This is a genomic window from Streptomyces sp. CGMCC 4.7035, from assembly GCF_031583065.1.
Taxonomy (GTDB): Bacteria; Actinomycetota; Actinomycetes; order Streptomycetales; family Streptomycetaceae; genus Streptomyces; species Streptomyces yaanensis.
Window position 1 is genome coordinate 8,044,158 of record NZ_CP134053.1, and the last position, 12,402, is coordinate 8,056,559.

Genomic DNA, 12,402 nt, shown 5'->3' on the forward strand with positions numbered 1-12,402 from the left:
GATGACGGCGTGGCGGACCGGCTGCCGACCATTACCGACGAACGGCTGGGGGCGCCCGCCATCGGGAGTCACCTGGAGTTCACCAGGGATTCGGCGCCATGTGGGGTGCGCGATGTTTCACGTGGAACAAGCTGGGCCACATTTCACCCATGACCGTTCGCCCCGTGGTCAAACGCACCGCCCGCGCCATCCTGCTCGATGGTGACGACCTGATTCTGATCAAGCGGACCAAGCCCGGCGTCGATCCCTACTGGCTCACTCCGGGTGGCGGGGTCGAGCCGTCGGACACGACCGTCGTCGACGCGCTCCACCGTGAAGTGCACGAGGAACTCGGCGCCAAGATCACCGATGTGGTGCCGTGTTTCGTGGACACGGTCGAGCACATCGGCGAGGACGGCGGCGCGACCGGTGTAAAGGTCCAGCACTTCTTCGTCTGCCATCTCGAGTCCATGGACGAGCGCCTACGGCACGGCCCAGAGGTCGAGGAGCCCACCGGCGAGTACGAGATCGTGCGGGTGCCCTTCACCAGGGTCGGCATCGCGTCCGTCCATCTGGTGCCGCTGTCGCTGCGGCACTACCTCGACGGGAACATCGAGGGCGTACGGGCCATGCACGCGCCCGACCTGGGCTGACATCCCGTACGAAGGAATGCCTGCTGGGCTCAGCCCCCGGCCCCGACCAGCTCCTCCACCGAGTCGTGGCGGATTCGCTCCGACGGGATACCGATGTCCCGGAGCGCGTCCACACCGCTGCGGATCATGCCGGGCGGACCTGAGAGGTACGCGTCGTACTCGTTCCAGGGCCCGTACTCGCGTATGACGTCCGGCAACTGGAGGTTCGCCTGTTCGTCGACGACCGGGCGGACCGAAAGCCAGGGGTGGCTCTGCTGCAACCGCAGCATGGTGTCGATGTCATACAGGTCGTGGCCGGTGCGGGCGCCGTAGAAGACCTCGACCGGGCGCCGCTGGCCGTGCTTCGCGACATCTTCGACCAGGGCCTTGATGGGCGCGATACCGGTGCCGCCGCCCAGACACAGCAGCCCGCTCTCGGTGGTGTGGTCGACGGTCATCGTGCCGGCGGGCGGGCCGAGGCGGATGACGTCGCCGGGCCGGGCCCGGTGCACCAGCGCATTGGAAACCCAGCCCGCGGGGACCGCCTTCACATGGAACGAGAGCAGTCCGTCGGAGCGTGGCGCCGAGGCGAAGGAGTAGTGCCGCCATACCCGCGGCCACCACGGGGTCTCCAGGCTTGTGTACTGCCCCGCCAGGAACGGGTACGGCTGGTCGGGACGGACCGTGATCACCGCGATGTCCGGGGTCCGGAGATCGTGGGAGACGACCTCCGCGTACCACCAGGCAGGGGCCAGCAGCTCGTCCGCGGCGGCCGCGTCGATCATCACCTGGGAGATCGTCGTATACGCCCGTACCCAGGCGGCCTCGGTCTCCTCGTCCCAGATCGCGGAGGCGTATTTGCTCAACGCGCCGATGAGACACTCGCCGACGGCCGGGTAGTGCTCGGGCCGGGTGCCGTACTTGCGGTGGCCGCGGCCGAGGTTCTGCAGATATGCGACGAGGACCTCGGTGTTGTCGATGTGCTCGGCGGCGGTCAGCAGCGCCTTGAGCAGCCGGTCCCGCTGGGCGTCCATCGCGGCGGGGAACAGCGACCGCAGGTCGGGGTGGCGCACGAAGAGGAGCGCGTAGAAGTACGAGGTGACCTTGTCGGCGATGGGCCCGACCTCGGACATGGTCCGCCGGATCAGTACGGCGTCGGGAGACGCCTCTGGCTCCGGGGCGGATCGCTGAGAGGGGACCCGCGGCTCGGGGCCGGCGGCGAACCACGAAGCTTCGGTGGCCGGCCGGTCGGGAGCGGTCTCGCGGCTATCCGTGGCGGGTCCGGCGACGCCCTGGGGAAGGAGGGAGTCCGACTGGCCGTCGACGGCCTCGGGAAGGACGGAGGCCGACTGGCCGGCGGCCGCCTCGGGAAAGCCGGAAGCAGGCTGGACCGGGGCACTGGGTGGGACAGCGGCGGCCCGCTGGGCGGGAGCGTCCTGCAGTGCCCCGGAGGCGGCACCGCCACTCGGAGAGAAACCGGGCACCGGGCCGCCGGGAGCGGCCACTGAGCGAGGTACCTCGTGGGCGGGTTCCGGCTCGGCGCGGGGGCGCTCCGTCGGGGCGGTCGCTGGTGGTGCCTGAGGTATTCGCGGCTGCTCCGCGTCCTCACTCGGCGCCGGCCGGCGGACGGGGCGCATCGCCGCGAGGCGGCCGCCCTCGGGCGTCTCCTGGCCCCCGCCCGGGGGCGTCTGGGGCTGCTTGCGGGGCGTGAACCAGCCGCCCCCGCCGCTGCCGCCGGACGTGCCGTTGTCGGCCGACGTGGTGGTCGGAGCGTCCATGGTGTGCCTCGCCTCGAACATCTTTCGGTCGGTCTGCGCACTTCCCCGGTCGGAGGGTGCCTGTTTTCCCGCCGACGGCCTTGCTGTTCCCCGTTTGATCCCTGACGGCCAATGCGGCCACATTCAAACCTGGCGTCCCGCCACGTACGGACAAGTAAGGCGAGAGTGTGACATTGGCCGCAGCACTCTCACCGCAGGATCCCACCCGGGCCCCACGCCCGACCGCGTAACAGAAAATGCGGGTCTTCGATCTCTCCGTCCCATTAGGCTGCATCGGCCTTCGTTCGTGCCCTGCGGAACGTGCGCACATCACACCGGACGCGAACCGGACTCGACCATACCGGTCACTGCCTCACACACAAGTCCCCCCTTGCTCCGCCATGAATGGGCGGCCGGGCGAACCAGCGGTTCCTTCAACTACCGGACGCGTCGCACCAATTCATAGGCATCCCACAGATCCCGCCCCACGTAGGAGTGGGTGGCGCGGCCCGCCAGATACCGGTCTGCATTGACCGCAATGGACACCGGCACCGCGTCGAAGAGGTCCTTGTCCGATGTCGAATCGCCATAGGCGACACAATCGGCGCGGCCTACGCCGAACTCAGCGCAGAGCCGGTCCGCGATCCGCACCTTGGCGGCTGCGCTCAGGATTCCGGCCGGGTCCACCGGTTCCCGGAAAGGCAGCGCCGGAAAGCGCGAGCCGTACGCCGCATGGGCGCCCCACTGCGTCAGCCGCTCCACGAAGAAGGAGGGCGAAAGCGAGATGACGGCGCAGTAGTCACCGTTCTCGCGGATCTCCATCCACACCTCCTCAATGCGGGACAGCCAGGGAGCCGCCGCGAAGGCCGCCGCCACATGGGTCTCCGTGAGCTCCGACCACAGGGCATGAACCTGTGCCGCGTACTCCGGAGGTCCGATGTGCCCGGCGGCGACCGCCCGGTCCAGCGCCACGGTCTCGGTCTCCAGGCCGAGTTGCCGTGAGATCTCCACCGGTGCGGAGGTCCCGTGCAGCAACGTGCCGTCGAGATCGAAGAGATGAAGTCTCGCCATGTGAGAGGAGGCTAGCGGCCGCCTCACCCTGCCCCACAGGGCGCTCCTCGGTACCGTTTGGCGGTGACTGGCCATCGACGAGCCGTCGACCGGTCATGACAGACTTCTCGCTGTTTCACGTGAAACATCTGTCCCTGTGCTGCGCGGTCGCGCATGACATGGCCAAAAGCGTGTGCGTTCACCCGCAAAGAGGTGGACGCCAGTGGCCCATGTCAGACAGCCTGACCTGCGTGTCGACACCTTCCCTCGCAGCTCTGCCCATCCGCCGTCTGACGCCCCGCGATCTCCTCGCCTGCGCCGACTTGTCAGAGGACCGGGGCTGGCCCCGCGAGGAGCACAAGTGGGGGCTGCTCCTGGCAGCCGGGAAGGGTTACGGCATCGACGACCCCGAGGGCGGCCTCGTCACCGCCTGTGTCGTTACCGAGTACGGGTCCCGGTACCGCCCGGATCTGGGCGCCATCGGCATGGTGCTTGTCGCCGAGCGGCATGCCCGCCAGGGCGTCGGCCGCCGGATGATGCGGCATGTGGTGACGGAGATGGGGGCCACTCCACTCACGCTCTATGCGACCCCGTACGGCCGGCCTCTCTACGAGGAACTCGGCTTCAAGGTGACCGGTAGCGCCGAGATGGTGCGCGGGCACTTCACGGTCGGGGGACCGCCATCCGTTGTCGCCACCCGTCCGGCCACCGCGGAGGACCTCGCCACCCTTGTCCGGCTCGATGCGGAGGTCTTCGGCGCCGACCGCACGCATGTGCTCACACGTCTTCCCGCCTTCGCCGACCAGTTGCGCGTCGCCGAGGAGGACGGGCGGATCATCGGGTACGCGGCCGCCTGGCCCAACATGGACACCCATGTCGTGGGCCCCCTCATCGCGCGCGACACCGAGACGGCGAAGGCGCTCGTCGCGTCCCTCGCCGCCCACAGCGACCGCCCACTACGCACGGACGTCGACATACGGCACGAGGATCTGCTGACCTGGCTGAAGGAGCGCGGACTCGCCACCGTCGGCCTCAACGCCGTGATGACGTACGGCATCCCGGACCTGCCCGGCGACTGGACGCGGCGCTTCGCACCGCTGACGGTGGCGGCGGGCTGAGCCTGCCATCACAGGGACCGCGCGCCCCCGTGAGGGCACGCGGTCCGGGTCAGTAGCGACCTCGCTCAGTGGTGAACGGCAGTCCGCCGTTCGGCGGGCGTGGTGCCCGCCACGACCGTTCCACGGGTCGTCTCACGGCGCTCCAGGGCGGCCGAGAGGAACGCGAGCAGCAGGGCGGCCCCGGCGAGGACGGCGCCGACCCAGTTGGGGGCGGTGTAGCCGAGGCCGGCCGCGATGACGAGGCCGCCGAGCCAGGCAGAGAGGGCGTTGCCGAGGTTGAAGGCCCCGATGTTCACGGCCGACGCCAGGGTAGGGGCGCCGTGCGCGTGGTCCAGGACCCGCTTCTGCAGTGGAGGCACGGTCGCGAACCCGAGCGCACCGATCAGCATGATGGTGAGCGCGGCGAGGATCTTGTTGTGCGCGGTCGCGGTGAACAGGGCGAGGACGAGGGCGAGGCCGCCGAGCGACGCGTACAGCATCGGCATCAGCGCGCGGTCCGCGTACTTGCCGCCGATGAGGTTGCCGCCGACCATGCCGAGGCCGAAGAGGACGAGCAGCCAGGTGACCGAGCCGTCGGCGAAACCGGTGACATGGGTCATCATCGGCGCGATGTAGGTGATGGCCGCGAACACGCCGCCGAAGCCGAGAACAGTCATCGCCATGGCGAGCAGCACCTGCGCATTCTTGAAGGCGGCCAGCTCGTGGCGCAGGTGCACGCCCTCCGGCTTGGGCAACTCGGGCACCAGCTTCGCGACGCCGAGCAACCCGATCACGCCGAGCGCGGCGACAAGCGTGAAGGTGACCCGCCAGCCGACCGACTGTCCGATGAGCGTCCCCAGCGGGACGCCGACCACGTTTGCCACGGTCAGACCGCTGAACATCATGGAGATGGCGCCGGCTTTCTTCTCCGGGGCGACCAACTCGGCTGCGACAACAGAGCCGATGCCGAAGAACGCGCCGTGGGCGAGGGAGGCCACCACTCGGCCCACCAGCATCAGCCCGAAGACCGGGGCGACGGCGGAGAGCAGGTTGCCGAGGACGAACAGGCCCATCAGCACCATCAGCATCCGCTTGCGGGAGACCTTGGTGCCCAGCGCGGTCATGATCGGGGCACCGAACACCACGCCCAGTGCATAGCCGGTCACGAGCAGCCCGGCGGTGGGAATGGAGACCCCGAAGTCGTTCGCGACCTCGGGCAGAACACCCATGATCACGAATTCTGTGGTTCCGATCCCGAAGGCCCCGATCGCGAGGGCCAGAAGCGCGAGAGGCATGGGGTAACAACCTTCCACACGATTGCAGGTGCGCTTTGCGTGCGTCCACAATACTTGCAAGCGCGCTATATATGCAACAGCAGGCTATTGCGTCGGTGCTCTATCCTTGAGGTGAGCCGCTCCGGGATGGAGGAAAACGCCATGACAGCGACGGACCCCGCGCTTACCGCCCTTGCTCAGGGTTGGTGCGCTCTCTCCCTGCTGCACGGGAGGATCGAGGCCCACCTCGAGCGCGCCCTGCAGGCCAAGCACGATCTGAGCGTGCGGGAGTACTCCCTGCTCGACGTGCTCAGCCGACAGCACGACGGCGAGGGGGGACATCTACAGATGAAGCAGGTCGCTGACGCGGTGGTCCTCAGCCAGAGCGCCACGACCCGACTGGTCACCAGGCTCGAGGATCGCGGCCTGCTCGCGCGCTACCTCTGCCCGACCGACCGCCGCGGCATCTACACCAACGTCTCCGAGGCCGGTCTCAAGCTCCTCGAAGAGGCCCGTCCCACCAATGACGCCGCCCTGCGCGAGGCGCTCGACGAGGCGGCGAGGAACCCCGAGCTGGCGCCACTGGTCCGCGTGGTCGAGTCGTTGAACGTGCCGGCTTAGGAAGACGCTCTCTCCCTGTCCACGCAGGGGCGCATGCCGCCCCCGTAGGGTGCGGATCATGGGAGATCTCGAAATACGCCCCGCCGCGGCAGACGACGTCCCCGCGATCGTCGCCATGCTCGCCGATGACCCGCTCGGCGCCCAGCGCGAGTCACCGGACGATCTGGCGCCGTACCTGAGCGCGCTGGAGCGGCTGAGCGGCGATCAGAACCAGCACCTGGTGGTCGCCGTTCGCGACGGACGTGTCGTCGGCACTCTCCAGCTCACGGTCATCCCGGGGCTGTCCCGCAAGGGTGCGACCCGCTCGGTCATCGAGGGGGTACGCATCCATGCCGACGAGCGCGGCGGCGGTCTCGGCACGCGCCTCATCGAGTGGGCAATCGACGAATCACGGCGTCAGGGCTGCCAGTTGGTCCAGCTGACCTCCGACGCCACCCGCACCGACGCCCACCGCTTCTACGAGCGCCTGGGCTTCGAGGCCTCCCACGTGGGCTTCAAACGGTCGCTCTGACACCGCTCAAGCACGAAGGGGCATGTTTCACGTGAAACATGCCCCTTCCCATGACAGCGACGACTAGCCGATCCCGCTCCACCCCTCCGGGTCCACACCACCGGGCACGGGAGCCCCTTCCTCGTACGGCTGACGGGTGAACACGAACGACCCGAGGTCCAGATGGCTCAGGGACCCGTCAGGCCGCCGTACGACCTTCAGAACCTCTCCCGCGTAGTAGCCGTCGAGCCCCGTCCAGGTGCCGTCACCGTTGGACCTCAGGCGGGCGCGACGGCCCACGCCGGACAACGGCTCCAGCGAGACACCCCCGTCGGCCGTGAGCCGCAGAATGAAGCCCTGTGTCCCCCAGTACCACTGTCCCGCCAACTCCAGGACCGACCGGTCGATGTCGGGCAGCGGTTGCCACGGCTCGGGGATCCGGGGTTCCGCCTCGGCCACGATGCCGACCAGATCGGCGGCGACGGCGGAAAGCAGTGGCCCTGATGTGCAGTTGGCCAGCACGACGGCCGCCACGTCGTCTCTCACGCTGATGGTGAGACTGGCGAGGAAACCCGGAAGAGAACCTGTGTGTCCGACGAGGAGGCGGCCGTCCTGATGCCGGGTCTCCAGGCCGAGTCCATAGGCGTACCCGGCCGCCACGTCTGCGGCCTCGGGCGGCGCTGCCGGCGCCCGCATCTCCTGTACGGACTCCGCGCTCAGCACCCGGTCGTCGCCCCGGGCGAGGAAGACGGCAAAACGCGCCAAGTCACCGGTGGTCGACCACAGTTGACCGGCCGACGCCATCCGTCCGAGGTCTTCGGCGGGCTCCGGAAGCATCACATCAGCCCATGGATGCACGGCCCAGCCCCCGGCATGCGGTGCCTGCGGCCGGCCGCTCGTGCGGTGCAACCCCAGCGGTTCGAGCACCTCGCGCCGCAGAACGTCCTCCCAGGGAGCCCCGCGCACCTCCTCGACCAGCGCGCCCAGGAGCGTATAGCCGGGGTTGGAGTAGTGGAACCGACGCCCGACCGGATGCCGCAGCGGCTGCTCGCCCAGTACGTCCGCAAGTTCGGGGCGCAACGCGCCAGGCGTGCGCTCCCACCACGGCGCGGGCGACTCGGCCGCCAGACCGCCCGTATGAGCGAGCAGTTCGGCGATGGTGGCCTCCCCCGCCCCGGTGCCGGGCAGATGCTTCTCCAGCGGGTCGCCAAGGTCCAGAACGCCCTCGTCCCGCAGTCGCAGCACAAGGACCGCGGTGAAGGTCTTGGTGATCGAGCCGATCCGGTACTGCACATTCTCGTCCGGGGCATGGCCGTCCACGCAGGTGCGCGCGCCGTGCCACACCGTCCGCCCGTCCCGGACGACCGCCGCCACCAGTGACGGCGCCCGACCCTGGGCCTGTGCAACGGCGATGCGGTGCAGAAGGGCCCGGCGCGTTCCCGGGAGCAGTTCTTCCAGAGATGTCGTCATGACCCCAGTTCACCCGGGAAGGCATCCCACGTCGAGCGCATTTGATCGGCATCGCTGCCGAGGGGTGGACGACGGGTCAGGTCTGCGCCATGTCCACGAAGCGGGAGTAGTGGCCCTGGAAGGCGACCGTGATCGTTGCCGTCGGGCCGTTTCGGTGCTTGCCGACGATGATGTCCGCCTCGCCCGCGCGCGGCGACTCCTTCTCGTACGCGTCCTCACGGTGCAGCAGGATCACCATGTCGGCGTCCTGTTCGATCGAGCCGGACTCACGCAGGTCGGACACCATGGGTTTCTTGTCCGTGCGCTGCTCGGGGCCTCGGTTGAGCTGCGAGAGCGCGATCACCGGCAGCTCCAGCTCCTTGGCCAGCAGCTTCAGGTTTCGCGACATGTCCGAGACCTCTTGCTGCCGGCTCTCGGACCGCTTGGAGCCGGACTGCATCAGCTGCAAATAGTCGATGATGACGAGCTTCAGGTCGTTGCGCTGCTTGAGGCGGCGGCACTTGGCGCGGATCTCCATCATCGACAGGTTCGGCGAGTCGTCGATGTAGAGCGGAGCCGCCGAGACATCCGGCATGCGACGCGCGAGCCGGGTCCAGTCCTCGTCCGTCATCGTGCCGGAGCGCATGTGATGCAGGGCCACGCGTGCCTCGGCGGACAGCAGACGCATCGCGATCTCGTTGCGGCCCATTTCGAGCGAGAAGATCACGCTCGGCAGGTTGTGCTTGATGGACGCTGCCCGCGCGAAGTCCAGGGCCAGGGTGGACTTACCCATGGCGGGGCGGGCCGCAATGATGATCATCTGACCGGGGTGCAGACCATTGGTGAGCTGGTCGAGGTCGGTGAAACCGGTCGGGACGCCGGTCATCTCCCCCGACCGCGAACCGATCGCCTCGATCTCGTCGAGTGCGCCCTCCATGATCTCGCTGAGCGGCAGATAGTCCTCGGCCGTGCGTTGCTCGGTGACCGCGAAGATCTCGGCCTGGGCGCTGTTGACGATCTCGTCGATGTCGCCGTCGGCCGCGTATCCCATCTGGGTGATGCGGGTGCCGGCCTCGACCAGGCGGCGTAGGACCGCGCGCTCGTGCACGATCTGCGCGTAGTACTCGGCGTTCGCCGCGGTCGGGACCGTCTGCACCAGTGTGTGCAGATACGGAGCCCCACCGACCTTGGTGATCTCGCCGCGCTTGGTCAGCTCGGCGGCGACCGTGATGGGGTCGGCCGGCTCGCCCTTCGCGTACAGGTCGAGGATGGCCTGGTAGATCGTCTCGTGCGCGGGGCGGTAGAAGTCATGGCCCTTGAGAACCTCTACGACGTCAGCGATCGCGTCCTTGGACAGGAGCATGCCGCCGAGGACGGACTGCTCCGCGTCCAGGTCCTGTGGCGGGACGCGCTCGAAGGAGGTGCCTCCGCCCTCCCATGCGTCGTTGTCAGGGCCACGATCATGCTGCTCGTCGCGGCCTCTGCCGCCGTCACGGCCCCGGCGGGAGGCAGGGACACGATCGCTGGGGCCGCTGTCGGCCCACGGATCGTCCAAGGGCTCGGAGATGCTCACCGGGCCGCCTCCTCCCGTCCGCCGCGCGGACCTCGCCGTGCGCTTCATTTCTAGGGCACGACACTGACAAAGCGAGAAGCCCAGCTCCGGTTCAGACGCGTCGGTTTTACGCGTTTTCCGAGGACGAAGGGAGGAGCGGGCGCCGGACCACGGTAGGCCCGTCGGCACCGTCAGCCAATCTGGTTATCCACAGGCCATGTGGACGACGGCCCCGATGCTGTGGACAACTCCGCAAAACCTGTGCACGACACGGTGGACAGCCCTGTGAACAAGCCCTCAGTCCCTCCAGCCATGCCACTCTGACCTGCTCTTTTCCCGTCCACTGGCTGTGCAGAAGAAAAACTTCCCCAGTCGGATCAAGATCGCCCCGAACCGTGCACAGCGCCGTGCCACGTCAACGCCAGAGTAAGGGTCAGAATCGCTTTGCATCTCTTACCTGTGGACGATTAGATTGGTGGTCATGACACAGGCTCCCGCGCCACCCCGCGCCACCCGACGCCGGCACGACCGGGAGATCGTCGCACTGGCCGTTCCGGCCTTCGCCGCACTCGTCGCAGAGCCCCTCTTCGTGATGGCCGACAGCGCGATCGTCGGCCATCTCGGAACCGCGCAGCTGGCCGGCCTCGGCGTCGCATCGGCACTCCTCACCACCGCCGTGAGCGTCTTCGTCTTCCTTGCGTACGCCACCACGGCCGCAGTCGCCCGCCGCGTCGGCGCCGGTGATCTGCGGTCCGCCATCCGCCAGGGCATGGACGGCATCTGGCTGGCGCTCCTGCTCGGAGCGGCCGTCGTCGCCGTAGTCCTGCCCATGGCCCCCGGCATCGTGGACGTCTTCGGCGCCTCACCGACCGCCGCCCCGTATGCGACGACGTATCTGCGGATCTCAGCGCTCGGCATCCCCGCGATGCTCGTCGTGCTCGCCGCAACCGGCGTCCTGCGCGGACTTCAGGACACCAGGACACCTCTGTACGTGGCTGTCGCGGGCTTCGTCGCGAACGCCGCCCTCAACGCGGGCCTCGTCTACGGCGCCGACCTGGGCATCGCCGGTTCCGCCTGGGGCACGGTCATCGCCCAGTGCGGCATGGCCACGGTGTATCTGTGCGTCGTCGTCCGCGGTGCCCGTCGGCACGGCGCCTCCCTGCGGCCCGACGCGGCCGGGATACGTGCCGGTGCACAGGCGGGGGCGCCTCTGCTGGTCCGTACCCTCTCACTGCGGGCGATCCTGATGATCGCGACCGCTGTCGCCGCCCGGCTCGGGGACGCGGACATCGCCGCGCACCAGATCGTCCTGTCGCTGTGGAGCCTGCTTGCCTTCGCCCTGGACGCGATCGCCATCGCCGGACAGGCCATCATCGGGCGTTATCTCGGCGCGGGCGACGCGCAGGGCGCCCGCGACGCGTGCCGCCGCATGGTGCAGTGGGGCATCATCGCCGGGATCGTGCTCGGACTGCTGGTCCTCGTGACCCGACCGCTCTTCCTGCCGCTGTTCACCAGTGACACGGCCGTCCGCCATATCGCTCTGCCCGCTCTGGTGCTCGTTGCCCTCGCGCAGCCCATCTGCGGCATCGTCTTCGTGCTGGACGGCGTACTGATGGGGGCTGGGGACGGACCGTATCTGGCCTGGGCAATGTTGCTGACGCTGGCGGTTTTCGCTCCCGTGGCCCTGCTGGTCCCGGTCCTCGGCGGCGGGCTCACCGCCTTGTGGGCGGCGATGACGCTGATGATGACCGTCCGGATGCTCACCCTGTGGCTACGCTCCCGCTCGGGCCACTGGATAGTGACGGGTGCGACGCGCTGACGCGGTAGCACTGAACGACGCCGCGTGCCGGATATGCAGGCGAAAGCGCATTGCACACGAGGGGACGGCGACCCTGTGCCGTGTGAAACACCGCCCGATTCACGATGTTTCACGTGAAACGACGCCTCCCGTGTCTACCCGTCCATGCCCTCGACGGCAAGCGTATGGGGCCGCACCCCGAAGGGTGCGGCCCCACATCTCGCTTGAGCGAGCGCAGCACTTAGGCCGCGACGACCTCGATGCTGACCTTGGCGGCAACCTCGGGGTGCAGACGCACGGACGTCTCGTGGGAGCCCAGCGTCTTGATCGGCGCGCCCAGCTCGATGCGGCGCTTGTCGACCTCGGGGCCACCGGAAGCCTTGATCGCCGAGGCGATGTCGGCCGGGGTGACGGAACCGAAGAGACGGCCGGCGTCGCCGGAGCGGACGGCCAGGCGGACCTTCACGCCCTCGAGCTGGGCCTTGACCTGATTGGCCTGCTCGATGGTCTGGATCTCGTGGATCTTGCGAGCGCGACGGATCTGCTCGACGTCCTTCTCGCCACCCTTGGTCCAGCGGATAGCGAACTTCCGCGGGATCAGGTAGTTGCGAGCGTAGCCGTCCTTGACGTCGACGACGTCGCCCGCGGCGCCGAGGCCGGAGACCTCGTGGGTGAGGATGATCTTCATGAGTCGGTCACCCTT

The 12,402-nt window shown here is 68.6% G+C and carries 11 protein-coding genes; 5 read left to right on the forward strand and 6 right to left on the reverse strand.

What is annotated here, in order from left to right:
- The first annotated feature begins 149 nt into the window (after positions 1-149).
- Positions 150-632, forward strand: coding sequence for an NUDIX hydrolase (locus tag Q2K21_RS35485; RefSeq protein ID WP_310780373.1), 483 nt, complete (start codon positions 150-152; stop codon positions 630-632).
- Positions 633-661: 29 nt separating this feature from the next.
- On the opposite strand, the gene Q2K21_RS35490 is transcribed toward Q2K21_RS35485, so the two are convergent.
- A complete protein-coding gene (locus tag Q2K21_RS35490; protein ID WP_310780375.1) occupies positions 662-2,389 on the reverse strand; it encodes a globin domain-containing protein in 1,728 nt (575 codons plus the stop codon).
- 417 nt (positions 2,390-2,806) lie between these two features.
- Positions 2,807-3,439, reverse strand: coding sequence for an HAD family hydrolase (locus tag Q2K21_RS35495; RefSeq protein WP_310780377.1), 633 nt, complete (start codon positions 3,437-3,439; stop codon positions 2,807-2,809).
- Positions 3,440-3,669: 230 nt separating this feature from the next.
- Between Q2K21_RS35495 and Q2K21_RS35500 the strand changes: the two genes are divergently transcribed.
- Positions 3,670-4,536 (forward strand): GNAT family N-acetyltransferase, encoded by an 867-nt coding sequence (locus tag Q2K21_RS35500; RefSeq protein ID WP_310780379.1) that lies wholly within the window; start codon positions 3,670-3,672, stop codon positions 4,534-4,536.
- Between the two features lie 65 nt (positions 4,537-4,601).
- Here Q2K21_RS35500 and Q2K21_RS35505 read toward each other — a convergent pair whose 3' ends face one another.
- Positions 4,602-5,810, reverse strand: coding sequence for an MFS transporter (locus Q2K21_RS35505; RefSeq protein WP_310780381.1), 1,209 nt, complete (start codon positions 5,808-5,810; stop codon positions 4,602-4,604).
- Between the two features lie 141 nt (positions 5,811-5,951).
- On the opposite strand from Q2K21_RS35505, the gene Q2K21_RS35510 reads away from it, so the two are divergent.
- Positions 5,952-6,410 (forward strand): MarR family winged helix-turn-helix transcriptional regulator, encoded by a 459-nt coding sequence (locus tag Q2K21_RS35510; RefSeq protein WP_310780383.1) that lies wholly within the window; start codon positions 5,952-5,954, stop codon positions 6,408-6,410.
- A 58-nt stretch (positions 6,411-6,468) separates the two neighbouring features.
- Positions 6,469-6,921 (forward strand): GNAT family N-acetyltransferase, encoded by a 453-nt coding sequence (locus Q2K21_RS35515; protein ID WP_310780386.1) that lies wholly within the window; start codon positions 6,469-6,471, stop codon positions 6,919-6,921.
- A 63-nt stretch (positions 6,922-6,984) separates the two neighbouring features.
- Here the strand turns inward: Q2K21_RS35515 and Q2K21_RS35520 are convergent, their stop codons facing one another.
- Together Q2K21_RS35520 and dnaB are read right to left on the reverse strand one after the other, a co-directional pair.
- Complete coding sequence (locus Q2K21_RS35520; protein ID WP_310780388.1) at positions 6,985-8,370, reverse strand: serine hydrolase domain-containing protein; 1,386 nt, start codon at positions 8,368-8,370, stop codon at positions 6,985-6,987.
- Positions 8,371-8,446: 76 nt separating this feature from the next.
- Entirely contained in the window at positions 8,447-9,922 is a 1,476-nt protein-coding gene (gene dnaB, locus Q2K21_RS35525; RefSeq protein ID WP_310780390.1) for a replicative DNA helicase, read from the reverse strand.
- 460 nt (positions 9,923-10,382) lie between these two features.
- Here dnaB and Q2K21_RS35530 point away from each other — a divergent pair, with 460 nt between their 5' ends.
- On the forward strand, positions 10,383-11,720 hold the full coding sequence (locus Q2K21_RS35530) for an MATE family efflux transporter (protein ID WP_310780392.1): 1,338 nt from the start codon (positions 10,383-10,385) through the stop codon (positions 11,718-11,720).
- A gap of 220 nt (positions 11,721-11,940) precedes the next feature.
- Here the strand turns inward: Q2K21_RS35530 and rplI are convergent, their stop codons facing one another.
- Positions 11,941-12,387: a 50S ribosomal protein L9 gene (gene rplI, locus Q2K21_RS35535; protein ID WP_310780394.1), complete on the reverse strand. Its 447-nt coding sequence runs from the start codon at positions 12,385-12,387 to the stop codon at positions 11,941-11,943.
- Positions 12,388-12,402: the final 15 nt, after the last annotated feature.

Bases quoted from the DNA above. Each gene is read 5' to 3' on its own strand.
- Q2K21_RS35485 (WP_310780373.1), top strand. From the start codon at position 150: ATGACCGTTCGCCCCGTGGTCAAACGCACCGCCCGCGCCATCCTGCTC.
- Q2K21_RS35490 (WP_310780375.1), bottom strand. From the start codon at position 2,389: ATGGACGCTCCGACCACCACGTCGGCCGACAACGGCACGTCCGGCGGC.
- Q2K21_RS35495 (WP_310780377.1), bottom strand. From the start codon at position 3,439: ATGGCGAGACTTCATCTCTTCGATCTCGACGGCACGTTGCTGCACGGG.
- Q2K21_RS35505 (WP_310780381.1), bottom strand. From the start codon at position 5,810: ATGCCTCTCGCGCTTCTGGCCCTCGCGATCGGGGCCTTCGGGATCGGA.
- Q2K21_RS35510 (WP_310780383.1), top strand. From the start codon at position 5,952: ATGACAGCGACGGACCCCGCGCTTACCGCCCTTGCTCAGGGTTGGTGC.
- Q2K21_RS35515 (WP_310780386.1), top strand. From the start codon at position 6,469: ATGGGAGATCTCGAAATACGCCCCGCCGCGGCAGACGACGTCCCCGCG.
- Q2K21_RS35520 (WP_310780388.1), bottom strand. From the start codon at position 8,370: ATGACGACATCTCTGGAAGAACTGCTCCCGGGAACGCGCCGGGCCCTT.
- Q2K21_RS35530 (WP_310780392.1), top strand. From the start codon at position 10,383: ATGACACAGGCTCCCGCGCCACCCCGCGCCACCCGACGCCGGCACGAC.
- rplI (WP_310780394.1), bottom strand. From the start codon at position 12,387: ATGAAGATCATCCTCACCCACGAGGTCTCCGGCCTCGGCGCCGCGGGC.